A 26,295-nucleotide genomic window follows, 5' to 3' on the forward strand; every position below is an offset into this window, starting at 1 on the left:
CGAACGCATTAACTGGCTGTAAGTCACGCGACGACAGTCGAGGGTGGAAATCAACAGGCCGGGAGGGGCAGATGCCCCTTCCGGCCTGTTGTGTTTTTTGTTGGGTACATAAAATTACGTTTAGAAGTTGCTGTGTGCTGATTCATACTTTCCGCAAAGTGAGTCAGAAAGTATGGCTAGCATGATACGAGATCCGTGGATTGTGTTGAAGTATTGAAGACGTTTCTCACGTGTCACCTTCCTAATTCGCGATCCAAGTTGAAGGCGGCGCTGATGAGCGCTAAATGTGTAAAGGCTTGAGGGAAGTTTCCCAGCGCTTCTCCGTGGTGTCCTGTTTCTTCGGCATACAACCCGACGTGATTGGCGTACCCTAACATTTGTTCGAAGAGTAGTCGCGCATCATCGAGACGTGAACGATCGACTTTTCCCGCGCGGGTCATGGCTTCGACGAGCCAGAATGTACAGATATTAAAGGTTCCTTCTTCTCCTGACAGCCCATCCTGTGTATCCGCTATGTTGTACCGATAGACCAATCCATTGGAAGTCAACCCGCCATCTTCTGGCGATCGATTGGTGGCATCAAGGGTTTTGAGCATCCTCGGGTCAGTTGGGGAAACAAAGAAGACAAGCGGCATCATCAGATTTGCTGCATCGAGTGAAGGGCTCCCGTATCGTTGGACAAAAGTTTGATTTTTAGGATCCCATCCTTTGGTCATGATTTCCTCATAAATCATGTCTCGCGTTTTCAGCCAACGGTCACGATCTGCCGGAAATGATCGTTTGTCGGCAAGGCGAATGCCACGGTCGACTGCGACCCAACACATTAATTTAGAGTAGACAAAGTGCTGCTGTCCGCCTCGGACTTCCCACACGCCTTCGTCCTTACGTTGCCAATTTTCACAAACCCAATTTATTAAGCGGCGAAGATGTTTCCAAAGATCATAAGAGATGGGTGTACCGTATTTATTGTACAGGTAGACGGAATCCAAGAGTTCGCCGTAAATGTCGAGTTGTAACTGATTGTATGCGCCGTTGCCGACACGGACTGGCTTTGAGCCTTTATAGCCATCTAAGTGATCGAGTGACTCTTCCGTTAATGTGTGACGTCCATCGATCCCGTACATGATTTGCAAGGACCCTTCTGGACTCAACTCATGGCATCGCGCCTCTAGCCAGTGCATGAATTGTGCAGCTTCATCGGTAAACCCGATCCGCAATAATCCATAGATCGTGAAGGCCGCATCACGGATCCAGGTGTATCGGTAATCCCAATTCCGTTCCCCTCCAATGCCTTCGGGAAGGCTGCAGGTTGGAGCGGCCACAATGGCACCCGTCGGTTCAAAGGTTAAGAGTTTTAAGACCAGAGCAGAGCGATACACGGTTTCGCGCCACCGACCAGCATAGGTGCATTTTGATAACCATCGACGCCAATAATCCACGGTTTGTTTGAAAAGTTCCTCAGCCTGATATTCAGATAAACCTAGTTCAGCTTGATCCTCAGATTGAATTTCCTGAAGTGAAAAATCAACTTCTTCGCCTTCTTTGAGGGTAAATTCGGCAATCACGCCGTCGCCTTGTTGCGTGAGTTCAATGCTAGTTCCCAGTCGAATTGTAAGTGTTGACGATTCGAAAACGGCTCCATGCTGAGTCACAATCGTTTTATGAGAGTCGCGTGCATAATTGAATGCTGGTCGGCACACAATGCGAAAAGCCATCGTGCCACGAATGGCTTGAACGCGACGAATCAGCCCATTGCAGTGAATATCGCTTGACCGAAACCCCACTGGCATGAAATCAATAACTCGCCCAACACCTTCAGGCGAAAGAAAGCGAGTCACAAGGACATTCGTGTCTGGCCAATAATATTGTTTATTTGTCACACGGTAGGACGAGGGAGCAATAGAAAATCTTCCTCCATTTTGGTCATCAAGAATGGATGCAAAGATACTGGGAGAATCAAAGTGAGGAAAACACAACCAGTCGATTGAGCCGTTCATGCCGACCAAAGCCGTGGTGCGCATGTTCCCGATGAGTCCATAGTTTTCAATGGGTTGGTAGGGCATAGCGGTCTCCAAGTTCAAATGATGGTCATCGAGATGCCGGAAGTTGAGGGTGAGCGTATTAAGATGATTGTAATGTGTCAAGCAGAATCTGTCACAAATCTTTTCTCACATGAGGTTATGCGTTACCAATAATATAATACGTAATCATTATAAACGATATTGCCTCGATGACTTCGTTGACATAACCAGGAGGGAATGCAAGACTGATGAGACCCCTTTGAAATTTCAAATTTCTTTTCTCACAAGGAGGTCTATCAATGAAGCACTTATTAGCGGTATTAGTTAGTGGTATATTTATGATGGGAGCAAATTCTGCTTCTTTTGCTCTTGATCTAAATATGGGTGAAAAACATGTGACAGATGCAGAAACGACCCTAAACGACATGAACAAAGAAGGCGAAGACAAAGTCAGTGAAGCCAAGGATGAAGCGAAGGAGCAGAGCATGTCAGAAAAAATTCAGTCGAAGAGCAAAGATAAAGTTAATGAAAAAATTGATGATATGCAGAGTGGGATGAAGAAAAATTAGATAATTGCATGTGCTGACTTCTGTCAGTAGGTGAGTTTATGAGAAGCCTGCGTGTACGAGAGTCCACGCAGGTTTTTTTTGTATCCGGTATTTACGAGGTGTACTCCATTAAAACACCTATAGCCGTCTCAAATAACTTCCGATGTTTGACGTGGGTAATTACGCTGGCTTGGCGACCTCAAGTCGACACCTCAGGGGCAGAACCGTGTTGAATGTCAGTTACCTATTGAGGTTACGCAGGATCACATAACAATCGTCGCCACCTAGGCCGCCTATGATCACAATATTGAGTGAGCCTAGTGATTCTCAGTAAAGATTAAAACGACAAGGCCAGTGATGCATTGAGCGTTCGTGGCCTAGGCATCCCCGGAACCCTATTTATATTCGCAGTAAATACCCACGGGTTCACATCCGTGGTCCTCCGCACTAGCTTTGATGGTTACATATCAAAATTTCAACTTTACATGTGACGAGCCAGCATCTACTTTTCTTCTATGTTACGATTGCGCCGTGGTTGAATGGGACGTGCATTGTGCCCAATTATTTGCCTGAAACCCTCCACATCTTCTTTTGTGATATGAATAGGCTCTTTTAAGAGTATCCACTGCACGCCTTCGGAACACGGTGGTGTTGTCAGAGATCCTGAATATGAATAGTGATGGGTTGCCGTTGGAAGGATGTCAGCGATGCTGAATTCAAGAGGAAGAGAGACCTCTCTCCCTTGCTGCTTGGGCAGCCATCTCCAGAGTTTCTCCAACACGGGCATTGATGAATCGGTTTTCATCATCACAGCGATCACTAAAATATGACCTTTCTTGTCTTGATGAACAAAATGCATTTCCATTGGAAAAGCTTGACCCTCAATATGATGTTCACTTGGGGCATGAAAATGGAACTGTCTGAGCTTATAGGTTCGGTTGTTCAAGTCCGCTTCGCAGCCTGAAGCATGTGAGACCTGAATGGTATGCCCATTGTTTAATTCATACACTTGAGATGGGTGATATCGAATAACGAGGGAGTTGTGTTGTTGCCCGTGTTTGGCCATCGAAATGTTTATCGGTGATTGGCGATTTCCTGTTTCACAGGTCATATATTCTTTTGTCAGCATCCCCCAATGTTCTGGACCATCAATTCCCATATAATCCCAGTGGGACTCCATGCTCTGTTCCGATGATGGATTTGAGACATTGTCCTGAGACTTGGTTGAGTTAGCGTAAGTTGGTGAAATCGGAGGAAGGAGGCCCAGGGTCGCAAAAAGACTGAAAGCAGCAAACCAATTCATGGAGGTTTTCATAAAAATCCTCTAAGTTGAATAGTTGAATAGATGAGTACATACCGTAACCAGTCGTTGACTTGCTGAAGAGTATCGCGGACACCGATTTTGTTACAAAGTATAGCTATGTGTCGTAGGATGGAATTTTTTGATTCATGCTATCTCGCATGTCGACAACTTATTGCGGCTGCTGCTGTGGCACGCGCGCGTCGTTGGGCATTTCGACGTCGGCGCTTAAGATCTTCAATTTCCGCTTCAGTGAGTGTAGCCGCATCGATTGTTATCTCATAGTTCTTGAGATCTTCACATTCATGTTTTTGAGGTAAAGGGATAGAAATGTTGTTGGTGTTTAGTCCCATAATTGTCCTCCTTCGTAGATGAACGGAGATGTGAATATTGCACTCAATAACTCTCTGAGGTTCTCGAGTGTGGTGGTTTGAAGGAAGTCGTCAAAATTATGAGAACCGTTTAGAAAGCTATGGTGTTGTGTTGGTCTACTAATATTCATTAATACGAATTGAATTCCGAAATGGTTTTCTTAGAGACGCTGCGGTACGGTTTTTTAACCAATTCTTTGTATGCTGTGTCATTGTCTGGTTCCAAAAGAATGGAGTTATTATCAGCCTCGTCGAATGTGTTCGTCTGGGGCTGAGTTGCATAGACGTCGAGACTCATTTTCTGGTTTATCGAAGTAGGCAGAGAGACAGGTGCTATCGATGAATCTGTCCGTTGGGAGACGAGGTAGAGCGTGTTAATTTTCCCTGTCGAGAGGTCTCGAGTAATTCCGTAGTTCCACCCGCTCAAGAGTCGGTCTAATCCTTCCTCTAACGGGAGATTCCAAAACTTTTTTGATATTTTGACATTGCCAATTTTTCGTTCTTCAAATGCCAAGATTTTGAATTTTCCTTGATCACGTAAATCAGCCAAGATATCGTTCATCTCTGCATCGTCGATGTTGACTGTGAGGGTGTTGTGAGTGAGACGAACCTCGGCATCGCATGAGGCCACTAAACTGCACAGTTCTAATAGTAGTAGAATATATGCGGTGAATGCGGTCATCATGATCACCTCACTTGCTAATGTATGATGACGCAGGTTGCGACTGATTTTAAGCGACCGGCCCCAACCTGCATACCACATTGTGCTAAAAGACAATTGCTTGAATACGTTTGCGGAGAGTATTGTTCTTAATCTGGTCAACATCAATCGGTTGAGCCGGCACTTGTGTCAGGTCATAGACCTGTATGAGTCCACCCTCCCGATTGGTACAAACCAACGTTTCGACGTCTTTGAGATGAAGTGTCACTCGTAAGCCGTTATCCGTGTTCTGTGCTCCACTTTCGAACGCATCAGCAGCTGCGCGAATGAAGAACTTGACTAAATGGTCGACGTCCAGTGCATCCAACGAGGCTTGCCCTCCATCAGCATTGGACGCATCAATCACTTCGCAGAACCCCGGTGACCCACTTGCGTTCATCAGCGGCAGGTTGGTTTTGGGATCTAAGAATATCGGGTCAGAGTCTCCCGTATCCGGTGTGCCTGGAAGATCGACTGCAAATTTGATGTTTTGATCATCTCCAATTTCTCCAATCAAGCCAAACATGACGGCATCGTCATGCTTGCCGCCATCAAATTGATCAGACCCGTCGCCGGGGGCCCACATGAAAATGTCTTTGCCTTTGCCTCCAAACGCCCGATCTTGATTGGAGGGACTAAAGTCCTCGGTGCCACCAATCATGACATCGTCGCCATAGTTGCCGACAAGAAGATCTGGCCCGAGCTTCCCAATAATCAAATCGTCATGGGATGTGCCAATGAGCACATCGCCAGATCGTAGGGTCTGATCACGGTCACCGCCTGCCAATGCAGGATCCTGTGGTTGAACCGTTGGATTGTTCTTATTGTTGAGGTCTGTGGCTTCAATGACGTTCTTGATTTTCACGTTATCTTTGCCGTACCAATTTCGACCTTCCGCATAGTCGAGCATGCCGACTCCTGTGAGTAGGGTCATTCCTGCAAGCACTGATGTAAACGTTGCGTGTGTCATACCATTCCTCCTTGATAGTGAATTGTTGAATTGAAATGTTGTGTGTTCCTTTGACTCCTGTTCAAACACTGAGGTGTTGAATGGTGTCGTCGGGTAAGTCGGAAGGAAGAAGGAAATGGTTGTATTTATTTTTACCGTTTGTAGGTCATGATAAAATTTTTGGTCTTGTCTTGAGGAAGGACTGTGCGCAGAGGAAGAGAGTGATAACGATTGTAGGCGTATTGAAGAACGGCGGAGATGTTGTCGTGTAAAGAGTGTTCAACGACTAAAATGGTGTCTGAGTGAGTGAGCCGCTGGGAGGACATGTTTGGGGGATCTGAATGAGTCCCCAGCCAAATGTGTTGTCTTTTCCAAGTTGTCCTAAATCCAAGGCATGACTTGCCAGATGGTGGGTCACTTGCTCAGGTGTCCAGTTTGGATGCAATTGTTTCACGGTCGCGGCTGCAGTGGTGACAAACGGCGCGGCAAACGAGGTTCCGGACTGAAAGACACCGTCATGGCTGTTTTTAGGAATCCAAATATCCACCCCGGGTGCAGAGAACGCGATGTACGGACCTCGACTCGCGTGCTGATACGGATGAAGGTTGACATCCAAAGCTGTAACGGCTAACACACCTGGCTGAGCCGCTGGATAAATTGAATGCCCGCGAGGTCCGGCGTTCCCACCGGCGGCCACGATAGGTATTCCCTCCGCAAGTGTATTCTGAATTGCATACGAAAGAAGCGCATTGGGCGGGCCGCCCAAACTCAGATTAATGATCTGAACCTTTCGTTCGACAAGCCAGTCCAAGGCTCGGACAATGCTCCAGGTCGTCGCTTCTGTGTGGCCCTTGTCTGTTTGACGAAAGGCTTCGGCGACAAATAATGCGGCCTGTGGGAGTAAGGCGTGACGTGTTGATTGAGCCTGCCCAACCAGAAGTGTGGCTACGGCTGTTCCATGATGATCCGAGGCCTTTGAGGCGCGTTCAGATAAAAATGATTCCGTGTGAATCGGCCGATGGTGAAGCGGAAGTCGATGCCGGTCGACTGGAGTATCAATCATCCCAATCGAAATGTCTTGAGTGGTACAGCTCGCTGTCTGCTCATTCCATTTCACTAATCGGTGCCCATAGAGACGCGGATCGGTCGGAACGGTTTTGCCTTGAAGGAAATAATGGTGGTTGGCATCAATAATTTGCGAGGGGAAGGCTTTTCGGAGATCCCCAATTCCTTGTTGAACGGTTTGCCCGGGAGGAACGTGTAAGATGCTCATGACAAATCCGAGACCGTTTAATATTCGGCGTTTCTTTTTCGTGTATCCTCGTGAAGAGGCATAGGTATCGAGTTTTTTAGCTTCGTCCTCGTTGACGTTGATGACGCAGACTTCGCCAGGCTCGAGTGCGTCAAGGTCAATCGTGGCTTGGTCTTGTAGCCCTTTTGCTCGCAAACGATCAAACTGATCGGAGATGTCTTCCGTGGTATTCAGCGAAACTGAGTCGCGTTGGTTCGTCTCAGATTGAACTGAATGTTCAGATGGTGATGTTGCGCACGACGCTCCAGAGAGAAGAAGGAAGGAGAGGGCTACGATGTTCGAAAATCGAGAAGTTCGGGTATGCATCGTGTTGCCCCCTTCCTTAATTTTTTGCGACATGTTGAATGATTGTCGTACGTTGGCGAAGTTGTTTGATGATATTCTGAATAGATGATTGATCAGTTGCTATAGGATCGAGTCGAATGTGGTAGAGGCCCAGAGAGCTAGGGCCATCGATGAATGTGGCGTGGAGTCCCGTGACCACTTCTCGAATTTGCGCTTCAGTCGCCGTTGGGACAAATGAAATTTGCAGAACAATTCCATGTTCTTGAGGCCCGGCAAGAGGAACCATCGGTTTTGACAAATACCACGAGTCAAGCAATAGTCCGGCCTGAATGAAAATGATCAGTGAGGCGGCAATCGCGAGCCCAGTTCTCCAGACGCTTGTGTGAGTCCCTGATGCAGCATCAGGAGCTGTCTGTTCATTTTGAATTTTGTTGAGAAGCCGATTGAGTCCAATTTCCCCTGGCGATGAAGTTGAGGATTCTTTGATTTCGGTCCTCATCTGTTCGAGCAGTGCAATCTCCTGTTGGCACTGAGTGCAGAACTCAAGATGCTGTTCGACATCATGTCGTTCACTTCCGGACAATGTCCCGTTCACCAGCCAGGGCAAGAGTTCATCCGGATGGACAGGCTGTTCTGTTGGGTTATGGCTCATGACTTGTTATCTCTGTTGTCATAATCGTCTCTGGAGGCAGCGTTTTAATGCCTGCTTCGCGTGAAACATGCGGGCTTTGATGGTGCCCTCCGGACTCCCAGTAATCACTCCGATTTCGCGGTACGATAAGTCTTCAAAAAAAGCTAAGTGCACGGTTTGGCGATGATGGGGCGTCAGTTTTGCCATGCAATGATGAATATGTTTCCCAAGTTGTTTTTGCAGAAGAATTTCATCCAAATTCTGAGTGGACGGTTCTGATGCTGTCTCCTCTAATTGTTCTGTGAGATGTCTTCCTGACCGACGTAGGCGGTCGATAATTTTGTGATGTGCGATACCGAATACCCATGTCGTAACCGACGAACGGCCCTGGAAGGTTTTGGCTCCTCGCCAGACCTCCCACATCACGTCATTCAGGAGATCGCCGGTTTCGTCGGAATCGCGTAACCGTATGTTGGCGAACGCAAAAATGCGTGACTCAAAGGTTTGATAAAACTGTACAAGTGCGGCTTCGCTCCCTTGGGCAATTTGTGCAAGAAGGGAGCGGTAGTGTGTGTCATGATTCTCCACTGTCTGAATTGATGAGCCTGCATGGGGCGTTGACATGGGGTGTGGAGTTCCAGTGGTGGGTAACACGCAGGGCCTCCAGAGATGGAAACGAGGAGTGCGATCCGGGTGCAAGTCAATCTGACTTATTCCTTGAGTGTTGCTGAGGAAGAATTGTGCCGTGTTTTTCATAGAAGGTCAATAATGGTGTCATTCAAGAATATCGTGATGGGCTGCAAATGAAACAGAGCCCCACTTCGTCTTGATGAAGCTCCTGTGGATGTTTGCACGTATCAGGACTTTGTGGATGTGTGGATTACTCGGGTTTTCCTTTTCCACAAACCAATACCGACAATGCCTGTTCCTAATAAGAGCAATGTTGCGGGTTCAGGGATGGGTTGTGGTTCACTGTACAAAAAGTCATCCAGGACGACGACATCGACACCATTGATTGGGTCATCATTGGGGCCGATAGCCGTATTTCCAGTCGTGATTTGGACGCGGCCCACACGTTCCGTGCTAAAAGTTGCACCGATGAAGGATAACCCCTGTGGATTGGTCGGTGCGTACAGGGAGATGAGTGACTGACCCTGCGTGTCAAAAAAGTCCAGTTTGGTGCTATCTGGTAAATCGATATCGGTAAAGATGGCACCGAACCCACTGACGGTCCCAGGGATATTCCTTCCTGAAACGAAGAAATTCATGTCGAGAACATTCGTGCCAAAGGGGGTAAACAGGCGTGGGGCGCTAAAGGTGTCAAATTGATCTGGATACGTGGCGTTGATGGAATCGAATTCATTGTCAAATCCATCGTTGCTGACCAGGAACTGCGAATGATTCGGCGTACTGAACACAGCGCCGCGTGTCACTCTCGAATTAAAGAAATCTCCTGGCATATTAAAGGGGACAATTCCGGCGTCCCAGTTTATTTGCCGACGACCGTTGGGGAGAGGGTCAGGAGCACTTCCATTATCAGGGTCTCCAAGTGCGGCTTGAAAAGCCGAAACAGTATTGCTGATGTCAGCATCGTTGTCGTAGAACGTGGTCGACACGGCGTTGGCCAGTGACGGAGCAATGAGGGCAAAAGAAATCATGCTCACGAGTGGAATTGTGAAGAAATACATACAGCACCTCCTTCTTGAGTCTGCCATTGGTGTTAAACTGAATGGCAGAGAGCATTTGTCAGCTAAACGTGAGACGGAGTTGAGCTTGAGTTTCTCGATTTCAGAGCAAATCCGTCGAGAATCCGTTTCGACCTTATATAGGGTAAGTCGATGCGATGAGCGAAATGGTTGCAAGAAAAGTTGTATGGGGAAGATTTTCTTTGAAGGGCCGAGAACCTCCAGGGAGAGAGCCGTCTTAACTCGAGAGCTGATGCTCTCGATCGCATTGCGAATCCAGTGTTTTTGCTTAGAAAAATTTTGTGGCCAAGAGGAAGAGAACGGGCCTGAGAGGTTTATTGGGGTTTAGTTAACAGAACCAGATAGCCGCGTCGATTGAGCGCATGGCAGGTTTCATGATCTTCGAAACAGACGGGGTGTGTATCGCCAAACGACACAGGGATGAGACGGTTCTCTGCGATTCCGAGATTCACGAGATACTCTTTAATCATGAGGGCTCGTTTGTCACCCAGCACTAGATTATATCCTTCAGCCCCTCGATCATCACAGTGTCCTTCAATAATAAGGGAACTTTCCGGATTCTCCTTTAGCTGCATTGCCGTCAGTTCGAGAATGTGTTTGCCCTTATTGGTTAATGTCCAACTATCATAGTCAAAAAATAAGCTGGGAACATATTCTGGCAATTCATTAGGAGGGTCCGGAGAATGATAATAGGAGGCTGGGGTAAGGCCTGAGAGTGTATCCGTCGAACCTATGGGCGAAATCGGGTCTTCTTCCAATGCCTCTGTTCTGTTGTTCTCTGTGTCCAAGGTCATCGAGGAATCAGTCGGAAAGAGAGAGGATGACGGATGTTGAGATTGAGACTCGGATGAGTACTCATGGGTGACCATGGATTGGCATCCCGAAAGAATCATGCAAAAAATCAGGCATGGAAAGAACGTGCTTTTGACATTGACTGGCATGTGGACTCCGTCGAAATGGTGATCATGGGTACAAGAAGGTTCTCAATGGATATTTCGGGGAGAAACCGTCAGTTCTTGAGCCTATTTTTTAGGTCATTTTGCTCAGGCTCTGGATGTGACTCTTGGTGCTGCCGAGTCTTTAGTTCTACGGGAGTTTTCTGTGCATTCCCTCGGGATGGAAGCGTGGAAAGTTGGAGGCACACGAAGACACGAGCATCGCGCTCTTGACGAACCGTTGAGCATTTGCATACCCGCGTTTGGAGAATATTCCATGTGTCAAAATCATATATTTGAAGGCCAAGATGAGAATAGGTGTCTGAAATCCAGGATAAAAGAGTAGCCAGAATTGAGTAGACATAGGATAATGTAAGAAGAAAGGGAATCAACCTATGCGAAACATTTTGGTGCTGGGCGGCGGAAAGATCGGGTCACTCATTGCCGTTTTATTAACTGAGACGGGCGAATACAATGTGCATCTTGGGGATGTGGATCAAGAGGCGACCCAACGTTTAGCGAAAGACATGACCCATCCCAACTTTCATGTGCATATTGTTGATGTGATGGCCGATCAGGCTCTGCCGAAGTTTCTTGCTAAGACACCAGTTGACGGCATCATATCGAGCCTTCCATTTTTCTGTAATCCAACGGTCGGAGAAGCGGCACGCACACATGGTATTCATTATTTCGACCTGACGGAAGATGTCCAAGTCACCGAACGGATCAAAGCTCTGAGTCAAGGGGCTACGCAGGCGTTTGTTCCGCAATGCGGACTGGCGCCCGGATTTATCAGTATTGTGGCCAATGAATTGATGACGCATTTTATGGAAATTGAGTCCGTGAAAATGCGGGTTGGCGCGCTGCCGGTAAATCCCAGTAATCGATTGAAGTATTCGTTGACGTGGTCAACAGATGGTTTAATTAATGAATATGGCAATTTGTGTTACGGGATCGAGCAAGGGGAAAAAGTGCCATTGCAACCGTTAGAAGGGTATGAAACGATTGAAGTCGATGGGTTGCTCTATGAAGCGTTTAACACCTCCGGGGGATTGGGGACCTTAGCTGATACCTATGCGGGACGGGTCAAAACAATGAATTACAAGACGCTTCGGTATCCCGGACATTGTGAGAAAATTCATCTGCTCATGAATGATCTGAAACTCAATGACGATCGTGAAACGTTAAAACGGATATTAGAGCATGCGATTCCCAAGACGTTACAGGATGTCGTGTTGATTTATGCCGCAGTCAATGGGAGGCAAGACGGAGAATTGTTCGAAGAGAACTACGTGAAGAAAATTTATCCCCAAACGATCGCAGGGAAATTGTGGTCGGCTATTCAAGTCACCACAGCGTCTGGTATTTGCAGTGTCGTGGATCTGGTGTTCGCGAATCCTTCGAAGTATCACGGATTTGTGACCCAAGAAATGTTTGCGTTGCAGGACATTCTTGCCAATCGTTTTGGTCAGCACTTCGCATAAGAGGTCATATTATGAATATCTTGGCAGAACTTGGTCTTCAGTCTCAGAATTCTGGAGGATGTGCTGGTCCCGGAAAATGGACTCAAGCTTCCAATGCTGGAGTGCTGCGTTCTCTGAATCCTGCAACCGGTGAGCCCATTGCACAGGTTAATCTGTGTACGGCCGAAGACTACGGCATGATCGTTCAAGAGTCGTTGCGTGTATTTCAGCAATGGCGAAAAGTGCCGGCTCCCAAACGAGGAGAAGTGGTCCGGCTCATCGGCCAGGCGCTTCGCGAGAAAAAAGATGCGCTGGGAAGTTTAGTCTCGATGGAAGTTGGGAAAATTAAGGCTGAGGGCGATGGCGAGGTTCAAGAAATGATTGATATGGCAGATTTTTCCGTAGGTCAGAGTCGCATGTTGTATGGTAAGACTATGCATTCAGAACGGCCGAATCATCGAATGTATGAACAGTGGCATCCGTTAGGGGTGGTCGGCGTGTTCAGTGCCTTTAATTTTCCTGTGGCTGTCTGGGCATGGAATGCCTGTATCGCGGCGATTGCCGGAAACACGGTCATTTGGAAACCGTCCCCGAAAGCTCCATTGACTGCGATCGCCGTGCAGCACATCTGCAATCGTGTGATGGAAGAGCAAGGCTATGCTGGGATCTTTTCCTTGTTCATTACCGACAAGAACGAACTGGCTGAACAGATGGTTGCAGATACGCGTGTTCCGCTCATTTCCTTTACGGGTTCTGTCCCGGTTGGACGCCATGTGGCAGGAATCGTTGGCCAGCGGCTTGGACGCACCTTGCTCGAATTAAGCGGGAATAACGCGGTGATTGTTGATGAAACGGCTGATTTGGCTCTTGCTATACCAGGCATTGTGTTTGGGGCCGTCGGGACTGCCGGTCAACGGTGTACCTCAACACGACGGCTTCTTGTGCATGAGTCTCGGTACCAAGATGTGGTCTCACGATTAATTAATGGGTATGAGCAAGTCCGTATTGGGAATCCTTTGGATGAAGGGGTCTTGATGGGACCGCTCATTGATCAGCAGGCGGTCAGTACCTATCAACGCGCACTTGGCGAAATCCAAAAGTCTGGCGGAGAAATTCTGTATGGCGGTCAGGTATGCGAGCCGCCAGGGTTTTTTGTCGAACCAACGCTTGCCTGGGCTGAAAATCAATGGGAGATCGTGCAGCGTGAGACATTTGCTCCGATTCTGTATGTCATGACGTTTCGTGCCTTCGATGAAGCGATCGCATTACAAAATGCTGTGCCTCAGGGATTGTCGTCTGCACTGTTCACCTTGAATATGCGACATGCGGAACAATTCTTAGCGGCCACAGGGAGTGATTGCGGAATCGCCAATGTGAATATTGGGACTTCTGGAGCAGAGATCGGTGGAGCGTTTGGAGGAGAGAAAGAAACGGGTGGAGGCCGAGAAGCAGGGTCGGATGCCTGGAAAGCCTACATGCGTCGACAGACAAATACGATCAATTGGGGTACGGACCTGCCACTTGCCCAAGGCATCACATTCTCTTTGGATTGATGGCCTACTTAGAATCGTACATTGTATCGTAGTTGTCCATTTTTTAATTCCCTACGAGATACGCTTCACGAAAGACGAGATACGAAAAGGAGGTTCAACCATGGCAGCCACACCTGAGTTGGAAACAACGGTTCTCAAGCTTGTCGATGAGTATGTGTCACGCAATCAGGCTGCGCGAGTTTTTGCTGAGGGGTTGAATGAAGTTGGGGTGGGTGTGTTTCCGGTCATCGACCATATTACGGTTCGAACATTGAATATTGATCAGCGAGCTGAAGCATTCTTGCAGCTTGGCTATGCCTATTCTGAAACGCTTCATTATGAAGATTGGTGGGCCAAAGTGTATCGAGCCTCAGGGTATCCAGCCTTGTTTGTTGACCAAGCCTATGACGATGAGCGCGGGAAAACCAGTATCATCCCAGGGTGGGTTAACACCTTTGGAGATCGAACCCTTCACCACATCGCTATCCTTGTCCAGGATATTGATCAAGCAATAGAGGCATCTCAAAAGCGAGGCATTGGCTTTGCCGGAGCCGTAATTGGTGAGCGGGGAGAAGACTTACGGCAAATTTTCACCGTGCCAGAAAAAGTAGAAAGTCAACCATTTTCAGTCTTAGAACTCACGGAACGTCACAATGGCTATCAAGGGTTTTCGCCGCCACAGGCCAATCGTCTGATGCAATCGACGGTGCAGTAAATTTCTTCCTTGGTATGAATATTGGGTTTCAGGAGTGAAGAAAAAGGGATATCATATCTCTAAAGCGGAATGATGACGACCGACTCAAAACGATCCAAAGCGGAATAAGGGGACATTCTCCTCTTTCCTGGCCCTCTCGTCAGCAGTTACGGTCGCATCAGCCAATTCCCTCAGACCTCTCTCGCCTCAATTGGAGGCCTTTACTATTATGTGCTCAATCGTGGCACACCGTTTGGGCGGAGGGAATGGACATAACGAACCGCTACGCAGTTGAGACTTGCGGCGAGCCTGACCTTGTGGATGACCTCGGAAGGTTTGATCACGACACCAATTTGCTGTTCAAAAAAGGAGAATGTCCCCTTTTTCCTTATTTGAGAGTCCACATTTAACGTCTCTGGGGCAATCTACCCCAAACTCTAGGACGATTCAATTTGACCGTCCTCTGAAGTTTGGCGAATGTCTGCATCTGGCCGATCTCCAATCCTTTTGTGACAATTTTAGTACTTGAATGGATGTGTAAGCTTCCCCGTTAAGTTGACAGTTTGTATGTAGAGTTTTCGGCCGTAGGCTTATAATTGGTATACGGAGACGCTCCTCGTAACTTCATGCGGTCTGTGTTCACTATAGGTGTTGATCCGCTCTGTCGGGTAGGTTAGAGAGATATAGTGAAATTACTGTCTTGTCCCCTTTGACTGTCTTTACTTCCTTGACAAAAGTATTTGACATATACTACTAATGTATACATTAGTAGTATATGTAAGCAGGTAGAATGAATGATACGAACCCAAATCTACTTAACCGAGAATGAGAAGGATCAGCTAGAAGCTATAGCGAGCACTCGTGGAGTCAAGCAAAGCGAGCTTATTCGAGAAGCCGTCGATGAATTGATTGAAAAGTATGCACCTTCTCAGCGTTTAGTTCGCCTCAGAAAAATACGAGGCCTTTGGCGTGATAGAAAAGACTTTCCTACCTTGCGTGACCTTCGCAAAGGCTGGAGCCAAAGGACCAAAAATTGAAGCGTGGATTTCTCGTTGACACAGATGTCATCATCGATTACCTCAAAGGTCTTGACGCAGCCAGTAATTTCATAGAAACCAATCTCGATGTTGTCGGACTGTCGGTTATTTCAGTTGCAGAAATTCGAGCAGGCATGAGAGGGAAAGACGAAGAGCAAGCACTTGAAGAATTCCTCTCTGTTATTCCTCTATTTGATGTGACTCGAATCATTGCTGAGAACGCTGGGGATTGGGTTCGCCAATTCGGCAAGTCCCATTCAGTTGAAGTTCCGGATGCTTTAATTGCAGCGACTGCCGTCAGATACACTCTTGATTTGAAAACTCTCAATGTCAAGCACTACCCCATGTTCAAGAGTCTTACCCCTGCTTACAAAAAGAGATAGGTTTCTATTCGGGGCAAGGGTGAGGGGGCAAGACGCTTGTTTTTGAATACATTGCTCACTTCATTATTTTGTCGTGCTCGGCCTGGTGCTCGGCCTGGAAGGCAGGCTATGTGGCGTTCTACCTAGCTGCACTCAGCCAGATTCTTCTATACACGCTGCTAAGGGATTGGATTGTTGATATTTCACCCAAATTTGCCGTTTCAGACGAGCAGTGGTCGTATTTCACTGGGCTAGTGGTATTCCACATTCTTACTCTCGTACTCGTGACAGTCGGCGTTAGAGTTCGCTCAACAGCCGCTTTGCTCCGACTTGGGAGCGCCGATCCTATCTCATGACAGGTGTCTGTATGGCGGGGCAGTAGTTGCCTCCGACGCTGCTGACTCTTTCAGCCCAAATGTCGCGAGAGGCGCAAGGCTAGGCCTGCAAGAGTACGAACGGGATTCGCGGCCGTGCTGATTGGCATGACGGACATGTCGCAAACATAGAGGCCTGTGGAGCCTCGGACCTTGAGATTTTCGTCCACAACAGACTCGTGGTTAAAGCTTGCGTTGCGGTTTGGCTTCCAGGGCATCCGCAAGGTGCCGCAGGCATGATGCACAGTTCCCCAACCGAAAGGCCATTGTTCGTCATTACCGCCGCCATACTCACCGGTAATCCAGTCCACATCGTTGAATTCTTCAAACACACGATTTCGAGTCTCGTTGAGTAATTTGAAAAACTCCTCACGGCTCTTTTGCCAGCCTGCGAGCGCTGGGAATCGTGATTGCAACAGATCATCTAGCGAAGAAAAGCGCTTGAAGCGAACGTCGGGCGTGTACCCGTCGTTGGCGTGCGAGAAAATGCCGTTGAAATCATCCAAACAATTCGCGAAGCTGAACTTTATGTCTACGCGGGTCTTGCTGGTATTGTCAGCGACTGGTTCCGCGGAGGGGTCGTTGTTTCGAAGGTGCCAATATTCGTGGTTGATGTTCATCTCGATATTGAAGGGATAGATCAAATGACCACTGGCGTCAGACTTGCCGCGTGAGTAGAAGATGATCTTGGCGTGATCCCGGCGACTAAGAGAGATGCGTGGACTATTTCCCAACGACGAGACATAAGCCTGTGACTCACCCGTCACGGGGTGATCCGTCAACCCAAAGCCTATAAGCCCCCTTACACGATCGGGCAGACTTTGGTAAATCGCGGAACGATTGATCAGTTTCGGACTCTCCGTAGAGCCAGCGGCAATCACAACTTTTGGGGTGTAAAAGCTGAGTTGTTCCCCTGTGACTGTGTTGGTGGTGCTGACTTCATACCATCCAAAAGGGACGTCATTAATGGCCTCCACGAAGCTATTAAGTTTGATGAAGAGACCTTCGCCATTTTGATCGACACCGGGCGTTAAGCCTACCTGGTTGATGAGCAGTTCGGCGGTATTAAATACGCCCGTCGGCTCCACAAAGAACTGATCCCGCGGTGTGCCATCGCGATTGAGATAGGGCTGGTGTAGAGCGCGAGGCGTCTCTTTTATATCAAAATCACTGTTCAGAGGACTATTGCGGAAATGCTCCACCAATTTCTTCGCCTTATCACCCAACGAGATGGACTCGTTCATCCGGTCAGCGGCCAAGTCAAAGTAGTTCGAAGATAAAGCTGAGCGTACGTTATCCGGGAAAAAGTCCAGTTCCCAGGCCTGGACCTGTGGGATCAGGCCAGACCAAAAGATGGAACGCCCGCCGAAAGCCAATTGTGGCTTGCCGCCAATGAACTGATGGTCGGTCGGCGACTGTTTGAAATTGTCGACACCAAAATGATTGGCTACGGCAGAGTTTGGTATGCGGCTGATGTTGTAGACGTGTGTTGGATAAATGAACGAACCAGCGTCCAGCATCAGAATGCGATGGCTGTGACCTACTCGGTCAGCCAGGTCGTCGGCTAAGATACCGCCGCCCATACCGGAACCGACAATAATATAATCAAAGTCTCTCTCGGCGCCGTCATAGTCTCGAATTAAACGGGTATGAGCGTGGGTTTTCTGTGCAACCAAATTTACGTAATTGTTCTGAAATGGCATCTCTGTGTTCCCTGAGTTTCAGTGTATCGTACTCTGGCAGTTAGAATAAACGCTCGATCAGGAGGTGGCCTAGCCTAACAAGTGATTAACGAGTTTCTGGATGTCTCCGAGCCAGTTATTACATTTTTGACACATACGGCTTTGCTGTCTCTGCTTCTTAAGGATAACACGACATTTACATATGATATTCAGAAACCGGATAATACCAGATGATCGTTGTGTCGGCTCAAATTGCCAACCAATTCTTTCTGCAGAAATTGCTGGATAAAAGCAGTCGGAACCACTGCGAAAACAAGCACATCACAATAAAAGAGGCCAAAAGCCCACTTGATTTTTAATCGATTAATTCTGAATAGATAAACGGGTATTACTATTTACCAGCAAAAGAGGTCTCTAGTACCCGCCGCGAGGAATGACCGCTCATTCGTCACACCTCCGTGGGAAAGTGCCATTATACTCTCCTGCGGAGTTTTCACACAGCCTGGGCCGACATCAGACGGTTTCGTGACGGTTTTAGTCTTCGATGAATGTCCGCTTTTCAACCGAGACTCAAGCAATTCTGAAACTGTAAAAATAGGGTCAAGCCGATTTTTTTTTGAATACATTACTCACTACATTGTTTTCATACCCTGCTCGCCACGGATTATGAGCATGCTACATACCATGAGTTGAATTGGAGCCGAGCCTGGCAGCGGGCTTTCATGATCCTTGCTTCTATCATGCCTTTCTTGTCATCTTGACCAACGTCAAACTTGAAGACATTGTGACCTATTTCTAGTCGCGTCCTGATGGTTCGATGAATGATATCCCTACCAAGTCCGATGGAAGAAGTGACCGGGGTTGCGTTTTGCCGCTCGGCTGAGAATGGTGATGAAATATATAGTGAAGCAAGTGCTTTGCCCCCTGTTTTCTTGCGTCTCATAGGGGAACACCTTTGAGATGATGCGCCACTTGTCAGCAACCCTTCCCTTATCAAAGACAAAAAGTCGATGAAGTCTTTCCCGAGCATCGAAGAACGCATGCGAACTGAGACCGTCATCGCCCCCGCGAATTCAATGGATTCGAGGGTATAGCCGTAAGGCTCTCCCATGCTCGCGGGCTTCGACCTTGGATAGGTACGACTTCATGTCTAGGTGTAGCAGTTCGCCATTGGATACCGTCACGTAGCCGTAGCATCGCTGTATCGCCATGATAAGGCCGTCGTAATACGTGCCGAGTGCCTGAGCGACGGCTGGGTATTCGTTGTTGATCGTTGGGTCCATGTTTCCGCTCCCTTCGATTTGTGATTGTCTCAAGGCCATGCTCAAGAACGGCCGGTGATGAAACCGCCATCGACTGGCAAGATGTGGCCGGTGACGAAGGCGGCTTCGATAAGATAGAGAACCGCCTCGGAGATTTCCTCGCTTTCACCAACGCGGTTCAGAAGCGCGAGGCCGCCGTACGCATCGACATCATCTCCTTGCAGTGGCGTCCGCACTACGCCCGGTGCGACCATATTGACGCGGATGTTGTCCGCCGCGAGTTCCGCCGCGAGGCTGACGGTCAACGCATGGACGCCACCCTTGCTGACCAATGGTGCAGATGCGGGGAATCTGCCGATAGCGTGATTAATGAGCACCGTCCCGATGTTAACGATGGCGCCGCCGCCGCCCTGCAGCTTCATCTGCCGAACTACGGCCTGGGTCATCAGATACGTCCCGCGTAGGTTGCCGTGTAGGTAGCCATCGAGCTCCTCTTCGGTGACATCGACGAAAGGCTTGGGGGCGAACGTCCCAGCGTTGTTGACCAGCACGTCCACTCGTCCGAAACGCCGGACCGCGGCGCGTACCAAGGCTATGCCCGTTTCGCTGTTGCCGATGTTGCCTGCCACTGATGCTATCCGGTCTTCGGCGTCTAATTCTGCCGCAACAGCCGAGAGCTTCTCTGAGTTGCGGCCGTTGATGACCACATTGCCTCCCTTGTTTAGGAGGGCTCGCGCAAGATCTAGGCCGATACCGCTCGATGCGCCAGTGATAATGGTGGTGGTTCGGGTGTTGTTGTTCATCGTAGTGCTCCTTTTTTTTATTAGTTGAATTATTTAATATACGACCGGTCGTCTATTTATATGGTTAAAAAAAATGCAACCCTACTTCGGCTTAAAGTAGTCCCCGAGCAGCCGGTCCACGACTCGATGGAGGGGTGCTATAGACCGCTCTAGTTTCATACGGATCACGGCGCCTTCCCATGCCTCGGTGAGCAAATCAGCAAGCTCGCCGGCATCGACATCGCTGCGCACGAGGCCAAGTTGTTGCCCTTGCCGTAGGGCGTCCTTTGTTGTGTTGCGCCAGTTCCGAAACGCCGAGGCCAGTGTCTCTCGACAGACATCGTTGCCTTCGAGTTCTCCGCCTAGGTTAGCGATGAGACACCCTCCAACATAGCCTTCAGCTTCGAAATCTGTCATTAAGGTCTCAAAGAACCTGCGAAGCCCCGTCAGTGGATCCGGAGCCCCGGCAAGCTCCTTCGTCATTTTTTCACCAAAGCAGTCCGCGTAATGCTGAATGGCCGCGGCAACAAAGTCCTCCTTGCTCTTGAAGTAGTTGTAGAACGAGCCTTTTGGCACCTTTACCTGGTCTAGTACCTGTTTGATACCCGTCCCGTGATAGCCTTGTACAAGGAACGAGGCGACGCCTTCCTCCAAGAGGCGGTGACGGGTGGTTTCGCTTAGTCTTGGTCTTGCCATTCATTTAATATACGACCGGTCGTATATTGAAGGCAAGTACTTTCTATCATTTGGTATTTTTGCTGTATGGTTGGGTGTAACCCAAGAAACGATCTGAGTGTTTTAGGGTCACGTAGAATCTTTCAACCACCTGTGGCCATGGTATCTTGAAAATAGCGCTGCTAGGCCGCTGGCGATGATTTGATCAATGAGAGTGGCCACGAGACATAGAAGATGATCAGGAGCGTGAAAAGCAGAAGTTTCATTGAGGAGGCTTGGTGTTTGTCCGCTTGCTTGGGATACGCGCTATCCCCAAACAGCGCTTGTTCATCTCCGTGTTGCAACTCCTTCAGCATCTGAACGTCATGTACTTTGGCCGTGGTCAATTCTGTCGAATGAATAATCGGCAGCTCTTGTGCCTGCACCCCGATATGCCCTTTGGCCCCGAAATGCCAGGTGTTATTCTTGCGGGTCGAACTCATCTCCGGGTCCCGTTCCTTTCGAATGTTTTGTTTACTCACCGGCGCGGCCAACAACGTCGCATCCACAACCGGCCCGGCTTTCAGCACCAGCCCATGGGTGGCTAAATGGTCGTTGACCTGCTCTAAGAGCTTTTGCGACAGCCCATGCTCTTCCAAAAGATGCCGAAACCGACAGAGGCTGCTCTCATCGGGAATCACGCCACCAAAACAGTCAAACCCCAGAAAGGCCTGGAAGCTGAGTCGATCATACAAGGCTTCTTCCATCAGGGGATCACTCAAGTTATGCCACAGTTGGAGAAAATGAATGCGCAGCATCACCCGCAGCTCGTGCGGCGGACGACCGCCGGGACTCTTGTAAGAGGGTTGGATCACTTCCTCCCACGGCACGACCTGATCCATCTCCTGGAGAAACCACTCAATCCGTAACTTCTTCGTTTTCATCTTGTACCTCATCGTGGTTTGCATGAGGCTATTCGACAGAATCCATTCACTTTTGCAGAGGGTTCTATAATATATCTAGCCATGCATGAAGTACCTTCTCTTCATTCGCAGTCAAAACCGATTGCGTAGCCCAGCAGCAGAAGTTGTGTTTTCAAGTTATGATAAGGTTGGAAAAAGGAGACATTTTCCTTTTTTTCGCACGGACGATCTCAGTGAGATTTGCCAGCAATTTGTAGACGTGCCGGTCAGTAAAGACGAAGTACATTTTATTTCGTAGACAACGTAAAGAGAGAGCTATTCAGCAGATGGTAAGTGACGCGGAGGATCCATGTTCTTATGGAGGATCCGGATAATGAGAATGTCAGAGCTTTTGATCGTATAAATGATTAGGTGGCTTTTATGCTGATAGATGCGAACTGGCGGGTCAAATTCAGAACGCTCGCGGCAGATAAGCGGCGTTTGTGCCAAGATGGAAATCCAATGTATTAATTCTTGAGCGTATTTGTCAGCCTGAACCTCACCGAATGTAAAAAAGCTATAATCATAAATAATATCCAAATCGTTTTCGGCTTCGGGTGTAAGTTTATAGGCCATGTTTTGCAGCCTTGGCTTTGGCCTTGGCGCGGGCCTCTTTGATAACATCTTCTACTTTACGATCACTAACCCCGCTTTCAATTCCCTTGGTTATGGCAGTTTGCAGGGCTTTGATTTGATCCTGCTCGTTTTGGTCACGACGGATCAGATCACGGACATAATCGCTCGCACTACTATATTGTCCTCTTTCTTCAACTTGAGCTTCGACCCAGTCCTTCATAGGATCGGGAACGGAAATATTCATCGTCGCCATAATCATGCCTCCTTTCCCTTGCAGTATGGCAGATTATGACAATTTTTGCCAATATTTTCTAGCAAGGCTACAACGGTACATCGACTTTCTGGACCCAGTGGATTGTATTAAAGAATTCAAGAATTGATTATTCCCGGCTTCGTTCGCCAAGTTTTGCCTCAAAAAACAGGAGTATTAAAATGAAAGAAGTCAGCGTATTATTCATGTGATATATGAAATTCTGTGAGACAGTAAGGTTGAGCTCTTGACCTACCCCACCTGGGGTGGGATATGATGTGTCTATGAAAGACGAACATAAGAAGACGGCCATGAACCGATTGAAGACGGTGCGTGGTCACATCGAGGCGGTGATCAATATGGTTGAGGAGGAACGATACTGTCCGGAAGTCATGAAGCAGGTCTCGGCACTGCAGGGATCGTTGGAAAAAGTCAATCGAATTCTGCTTCAAAATCATATTGAAACTTGCGTGATGCATGCGGTGAAAGAAGGCCGCTCAGAAGAAATTGTCGATGAGTTATTAGAAACGTTACGGTATACGAATAAAGTCACTGGCCCAATTAACAAGTAAAGGAGAAATCTGATGGCAAATGTCACACTTTCCGTCCCTGATATTTCTTGTGATCATTGCAAGCAATCAATCGAAGGGGCATTAACGGTTGTCGAGGGCGTCAGTACTGTGGAGGTACACGTTGCCGAGAAAACCGTGGATGTAAGTTTTGACGACTCGAAAGTTCAACAGGGGATTCTTACTAAAACCATTGAGGATCAGGGGTATACAATTGGGAGTTGACGCAGCGAAAAACGTGAGGCGTCATTTGTGAAGCGTGAGGCGCAAGAAGTGCAAATGGAAAACGAGATACGACGTTAGTCTTGTAGGAAAATTATGACTCAACAAGTCCTTGAAACCGTGAATTTTGATGTGAAGGGAATGACCTGCGCATCGTGTGCGAGTCGTATCCAGCGAGTTCTCGCCAAACAAGACGGGGTTCATGACGCTACAGTGAATTTCGCAGGTCATGAAGCCCGCGCGGTACTTGCCCCTGGGATTGACGTCACCGGCTTGCAAGCGGCCATTGAAAAAATTGGTTATGACATCCAACCCATTAATCCAGATGAAGAACGAGAGAGTATTGTTGAGCGGTATTCGCAGGAGGCACTCAAGCAGCGGCGTATGCTCATCCTTTCTGCGGTATTTACACTGCCGCTGATGGTGTTGGCCATGGCCATGACCGAATCTCTGGCGACTCGCATAGCGCAACTGATTTTAGCAACGCCGGTTGTCTTCATTTTTGGCTGGCAATTTCATCAACTCACTCTCAAGCGTTTAGCGACGTTCGATGCGACGATGGATACGCTGATTTCGGTGGGCACGCTGACGGCCTGGGGGTATTCGGTCTGGGCGTTATTCACTGAACACGAGATCTTCTTTGAAACCTCGGCGATGATTGTCACCCTCATTTTGTTAGGGCGCTATTTTGAGGCGCGAGCAAAAGGACGGGCTTCGCAGGCCATTGCCCGTTTGGTTGAATTAGGCGCCAAGGAAGCTCGGGTTATTCGAGATGATCGAGAGGTCATGATTCAGGCTTCAGAGCTTCAGCCTGGTGATCATGTGATTGTGTTTCCGGGAGAGAAGATACCGACAGACGGGAAAATACTCGCCGGACAGTCTTCTATCGACGAAAGCATGTTGACAGGTGAGTCGATCCCCGTGGATCGTCAGGTTGGAGACAATGTATTTGGTGCTACGATCAATCAACAGGGACGGCTAGAAATTGAGGTCACGAAGATTGGCAGTCATACGGCTTTAGCCAAAATTATTCGACTCGTGGAAGATGCGCAGGCCTCAAAAGCCCCTGTACAAAAAATGGTTGATCGCATTTCCGGCGTGTTCGTTCCTGTCGTGATTTTCATCGCTCTTGCGGTATTGACGGGTTGGTGGTTCGGGACAGGTGATCTGGCCACGGCTATCCGCAATGGTGTAGCCGTGCTGATTATCGCGTGCCCTTGCGCGTTGGGGCTTGCCACGCCAACGGCCATTATGGTTGGGAGCGGTCGGGGAGCCGAGCTTGGGATTCTCTTTAAAAATGCAGAGGTGTTTGAACGAGCTCGAGTGATAGATACGGTAGTATTTGATAAGACTGGGACCTTGACGCATGGAGCGATGACCCTCACGAATGTGAAAACGGATGAGGACGAAGCACGTTTTTTATACCTTGTTGGCACGATTGAAGCGGCGAGTGGGCATCCGATAGGAAAAGGCGTCGCGCTTGGGGTGGAGCAACGAAATATCGAGCTTGGCACACCTGAGAGCTTAGATAGTGTCACAGGAAAAGGGGCGGTCGGGAGAGTCGAAGGGATTCAGGTGATCGTAGGAAAACGAGAGCTGATGGTGGAACATGCCTTAGAGATTCCCAGTGACTATCTGACTATTTTAAAGGACTGGGAACAAGAGGGGAAAACCGCGTTTCTTGCTGGATGGGAGGGATCCGTCCATGGGATCTTGGCCGTGGCGGACACTGTTCGTGAAACGGCTTCACAAACGGCTATGGATTTACACAGCATGGGTTCAGATACAGTGATGTTGACGGGGGATAATCGTCAGACAGCCGAGGCCATTGCTAAACAGGTGGGGATGACCGATGTTCTTGCTGAAGTGTTGCCGGATGAGAAGGCTGCTCATATCAATCGATTGCGGACAGAAGGGAAGGCCGTGGCCTTCGTCGGGGACGGCATTAATGATGCGCCTGCACTGAGCACTGCTGATTTGGGTATCGCTGTCGGCACCGGAACTGATGTGGCGATTGAGGCGGGAGACATTGTCCTAATGTCTGGCGAGCCAACGTTAGTCGTGACAGCGCTTCAATTGGCACGTGCAACATTCAAGACCATTCGACAAAATTTATTTTGGGCATTCTTTTATAATGTGGCTGCCATTCCTTTGGCTGCCGCTGGTTTTCTCAATCCCATGATGGCCGCCGGGGCCATGGCATTTTCGAGTGTCTCGGTCGTCATGAACTCTCTTCGTTTACGACAATTCAAGTGATCTCTACGACTTTTCCCTGACCTGAGGCCATCTTTCTCTGTCACCCAATTTCTTGACCCATTTCAAAATCTACTATTTATATGAACGCAGGCTGTTGTTCATGAAGAATCAGATAATTGGTGTTAAGATTTTTCGGCTTCTGATGCTTGGATGGGATCAATACGTGATGAAACCGTTTGTCAGGATCTGGCCGAAAAAATCAGGAATAAAAATTTTGTGTTTCGGCGATTCGAATACATGGGGTTCACAGCCAGGTTCAGGATTGCGCTATCCGTTTCGGTCACGATGGCCTGGTGTTGTTCAAGAAGAGCTGGGTCAAGGGTTTGTCATTATAGAAGAAGGTCGTAATGGACGTACGACTGATTTAGATGATCCCGATCAGCATGGATGCAATGGAAGGCTAGCCTTACCACAGTGTTTGCATGTTCATCGGCCATTGGATCTTGTCATTATCTTGTTGGGTACCAATGACCTGAAAACCTGTTTTGACCGCCGTGCGGAACAAATCGCTCAGGGCGTGCGGACATTAGGGCAAATGGTGTTAACCACCTATCGGTCGTCTAAAGGGATGGCTCCGATTTTATTACTGGTGGTTCCTCCAGTGGTAAAAGGTGATATCCATCCCTCGGGTTTATTCCAAGGAGCCGATACGAAGTCTGCCATTCTTACTGAGCATTATCGCGGAGTCGCAGCGCAATTGGGCTGCGAGTTTTTTGATGCAGGAACGATTATTCAGTCATCATTGGTTGATGGTGTTCATTGGGAAATCGAAGCCCATCAAGTGTTAGGAAGAGCATTAGCTCAACATGTGAGGAGTCTTTTCGTGCAGGCAGAGTTCGTGAGTTGATAGATAGTTTTAC

Annotated in this window: 27 protein-coding genes and 1 pseudogene; 10 read left to right on the top strand and 18 right to left on the bottom strand. The window is 48.4% G+C overall.

All coding sequences use genetic code 11. The features are described from left to right. Positions 1-233: 233 nt before the first annotated feature. Complete coding sequence (locus tag ACWQXP_RS01820) at positions 234-2,063, bottom strand: glycoside hydrolase family 15 protein (RefSeq protein WP_454061129.1); 1,830 nt, start codon at positions 2,061-2,063, stop codon at positions 234-236. 257 nt (positions 2,064-2,320) lie between these two features. On the opposite strand from ACWQXP_RS01820, the gene ACWQXP_RS01825 reads away from it, so the two are divergent. Continuing rightward, positions 2,321-2,590, top strand: a complete 270-nt coding sequence (locus tag ACWQXP_RS01825) for a hypothetical protein (protein WP_454061130.1) — start codon at positions 2,321-2,323, stop codon at positions 2,588-2,590. Positions 2,591-3,071: 481 nt separating this feature from the next. On the opposite strand, the gene ACWQXP_RS01830 is transcribed toward ACWQXP_RS01825, so the two are convergent. The 9 genes from ACWQXP_RS01830 to ACWQXP_RS01870 all read right to left on the bottom strand — a co-directional run bounded on the left by ACWQXP_RS01830 (position 3,072) and on the right by ACWQXP_RS01870 (position 10,764). After that, the gene (locus ACWQXP_RS01830) at positions 3,072-3,884 is read right to left on the bottom strand and encodes a carbonic anhydrase (RefSeq protein WP_454061131.1); all 813 of its coding nucleotides are present in this window, start codon (positions 3,882-3,884) and stop codon (positions 3,072-3,074) included. A gap of 137 nt (positions 3,885-4,021) precedes the next feature. Beyond that, a complete protein-coding gene (locus ACWQXP_RS01835) occupies positions 4,022-4,222 on the bottom strand; it encodes a hypothetical protein (protein WP_454061132.1) in 201 nt (66 codons plus the stop codon). 148 nt (positions 4,223-4,370) lie between these two features. After that, a complete protein-coding gene (locus tag ACWQXP_RS01840; protein WP_454061133.1) occupies positions 4,371-4,925 on the bottom strand; it encodes a hypothetical protein in 555 nt (184 codons plus the stop codon). Between the two features lie 82 nt (positions 4,926-5,007). After that, the gene (locus ACWQXP_RS01845; protein WP_454061134.1) at positions 5,008-5,910 is read right to left on the bottom strand and encodes a hypothetical protein; all 903 of its coding nucleotides are present in this window, start codon (positions 5,908-5,910) and stop codon (positions 5,008-5,010) included. Between the two features lie 265 nt (positions 5,911-6,175). After that, entirely contained in the window at positions 6,176-7,507 is a 1,332-nt protein-coding gene (locus tag ACWQXP_RS01850; RefSeq protein ID WP_454061135.1) for a S8 family serine peptidase, read from the bottom strand. Between the two features lie 16 nt (positions 7,508-7,523). After that, the gene (locus ACWQXP_RS01855; protein WP_454061136.1) at positions 7,524-8,138 is read right to left on the bottom strand and encodes an anti-sigma factor family protein; all 615 of its coding nucleotides are present in this window, start codon (positions 8,136-8,138) and stop codon (positions 7,524-7,526) included. A gap of 18 nt (positions 8,139-8,156) precedes the next feature. Next, the gene (locus ACWQXP_RS01860; RefSeq protein WP_454061137.1) at positions 8,157-8,771 is read right to left on the bottom strand and encodes an RNA polymerase sigma factor; all 615 of its coding nucleotides are present in this window, start codon (positions 8,769-8,771) and stop codon (positions 8,157-8,159) included. A 203-nt stretch (positions 8,772-8,974) separates the two neighbouring features. Beyond that, a complete protein-coding gene (locus tag ACWQXP_RS01865) occupies positions 8,975-9,805 on the bottom strand; it encodes a PEP-CTERM sorting domain-containing protein (RefSeq protein WP_454061138.1) in 831 nt (276 codons plus the stop codon). Positions 9,806-10,137: 332 nt separating this feature from the next. Further along, complete coding sequence (locus ACWQXP_RS01870; protein WP_454061139.1) at positions 10,138-10,764, bottom strand: OmpA family protein; 627 nt, start codon at positions 10,762-10,764, stop codon at positions 10,138-10,140. A gap of 389 nt (positions 10,765-11,153) precedes the next feature. On the opposite strand from ACWQXP_RS01870, the gene ACWQXP_RS01875 reads away from it, so the two are divergent. The 5 genes from ACWQXP_RS01875 (at position 11,154) to ACWQXP_RS01895 (ending at position 15,867) form a co-directional block, all read left to right on the top strand. Continuing rightward, a complete protein-coding gene (locus ACWQXP_RS01875; RefSeq protein WP_454061140.1) occupies positions 11,154-12,242 on the top strand; it encodes a saccharopine dehydrogenase family protein in 1,089 nt (362 codons plus the stop codon). Positions 12,243-12,253: 11 nt separating this feature from the next. Continuing rightward, the gene (gene amaB / locus ACWQXP_RS01880) at positions 12,254-13,774 is read left to right on the top strand and encodes an L-piperidine-6-carboxylate dehydrogenase (RefSeq protein ID WP_454061141.1); all 1,521 of its coding nucleotides are present in this window, start codon (positions 12,254-12,256) and stop codon (positions 13,772-13,774) included. A 100-nt stretch (positions 13,775-13,874) separates the two neighbouring features. Further along, the gene (locus ACWQXP_RS01885; protein ID WP_454061142.1) at positions 13,875-14,468 is read left to right on the top strand and encodes a VOC family protein; all 594 of its coding nucleotides are present in this window, start codon (positions 13,875-13,877) and stop codon (positions 14,466-14,468) included. Between the two features lie 773 nt (positions 14,469-15,241). Then, positions 15,242-15,484, top strand: coding sequence for a ribbon-helix-helix domain-containing protein (locus tag ACWQXP_RS01890; RefSeq protein WP_454061143.1), 243 nt, complete (start codon positions 15,242-15,244; stop codon positions 15,482-15,484). Then, a complete protein-coding gene (locus ACWQXP_RS01895) occupies positions 15,481-15,867 on the top strand; it encodes a PIN domain-containing protein (protein WP_454061144.1) in 387 nt (128 codons plus the stop codon). The genes ACWQXP_RS01890 and ACWQXP_RS01895 overlap by 4 nt, the downstream gene beginning before the upstream one ends. A gap of 385 nt (positions 15,868-16,252) precedes the next feature. On the opposite strand, the gene ACWQXP_RS01900 is transcribed toward ACWQXP_RS01895, so the two are convergent. From ACWQXP_RS01900 to ACWQXP_RS01935, 8 genes and pseudogenes are all read right to left on the bottom strand, one after another. Then, positions 16,253-17,923: a GMC oxidoreductase gene (locus tag ACWQXP_RS01900; RefSeq protein WP_454061145.1), complete on the bottom strand. Its 1,671-nt coding sequence runs from the start codon at positions 17,921-17,923 to the stop codon at positions 16,253-16,255. Positions 17,924-18,975: 1,052 nt separating this feature from the next. Further along, positions 18,976-19,185, bottom strand: a complete 210-nt coding sequence (locus ACWQXP_RS01905; protein ID WP_454061146.1) for a hypothetical protein — start codon at positions 19,183-19,185, stop codon at positions 18,976-18,978. A 41-nt stretch (positions 19,186-19,226) separates the two neighbouring features. Next, positions 19,227-19,967 carry an SDR family NAD(P)-dependent oxidoreductase gene (locus tag ACWQXP_RS01910; protein WP_454061147.1) on the bottom strand — a complete coding sequence of 247 codons (741 nt, stop codon included), beginning with the start codon at positions 19,965-19,967 and terminating at the stop codon, positions 19,227-19,229. 81 nt (positions 19,968-20,048) lie between these two features. After that, positions 20,049-20,429, bottom strand: coding sequence for a TetR family transcriptional regulator C-terminal domain-containing protein (locus tag ACWQXP_RS01915; protein WP_454062972.1), 381 nt, complete (start codon positions 20,427-20,429; stop codon positions 20,049-20,051). Positions 20,430-20,474: 45 nt separating this feature from the next. Next, positions 20,475-20,642: pseudogene (locus ACWQXP_RS01920) on the bottom strand (TetR/AcrR family transcriptional regulator); the annotation flags it as partial. Positions 20,643-20,803: 161 nt separating this feature from the next. Then, positions 20,804-21,544 (bottom strand): IS5 family transposase, encoded by a 741-nt coding sequence (locus ACWQXP_RS01925; protein ID WP_454061148.1) that lies wholly within the window; start codon positions 21,542-21,544, stop codon positions 20,804-20,806. Positions 21,545-21,838: 294 nt separating this feature from the next. After that, positions 21,839-22,138 (bottom strand): type II toxin-antitoxin system RelE/ParE family toxin, encoded by a 300-nt coding sequence (locus ACWQXP_RS01930; RefSeq protein WP_454061149.1) that lies wholly within the window; start codon positions 22,136-22,138, stop codon positions 21,839-21,841. After that, positions 22,128-22,391, bottom strand: coding sequence for a type II toxin-antitoxin system ParD family antitoxin (locus ACWQXP_RS01935; RefSeq protein WP_454061150.1), 264 nt, complete (start codon positions 22,389-22,391; stop codon positions 22,128-22,130). The genes ACWQXP_RS01930 and ACWQXP_RS01935 overlap by 11 nt, the downstream gene beginning before the upstream one ends. A gap of 308 nt (positions 22,392-22,699) precedes the next feature. On the opposite strand from ACWQXP_RS01935, the gene ACWQXP_RS01940 reads away from it, so the two are divergent. From ACWQXP_RS01940 to ACWQXP_RS01955, 4 genes are all read left to right on the top strand, one after another. Continuing rightward, complete coding sequence (locus tag ACWQXP_RS01940) at positions 22,700-22,960, top strand: metal-sensitive transcriptional regulator (RefSeq protein ID WP_454061151.1); 261 nt, start codon at positions 22,700-22,702, stop codon at positions 22,958-22,960. Between the two features lie 12 nt (positions 22,961-22,972). Then, a complete protein-coding gene (locus ACWQXP_RS01945) occupies positions 22,973-23,182 on the top strand; it encodes a copper ion binding protein (RefSeq protein ID WP_454061152.1) in 210 nt (69 codons plus the stop codon). Between the two features lie 93 nt (positions 23,183-23,275). Then, on the top strand, positions 23,276-25,435 hold the full coding sequence (locus ACWQXP_RS01950) for a heavy metal translocating P-type ATPase (protein ID WP_454061153.1): 2,160 nt from the start codon (positions 23,276-23,278) through the stop codon (positions 25,433-25,435). A 100-nt stretch (positions 25,436-25,535) separates the two neighbouring features. Beyond that, positions 25,536-26,282: an SGNH/GDSL hydrolase family protein gene (locus tag ACWQXP_RS01955; protein ID WP_454061154.1), complete on the top strand. Its 747-nt coding sequence runs from the start codon at positions 25,536-25,538 to the stop codon at positions 26,280-26,282. Positions 26,283-26,295: the final 13 nt, after the last annotated feature.

Source organism: Candidatus Nitrospira salsa (genome assembly GCF_965152625.1).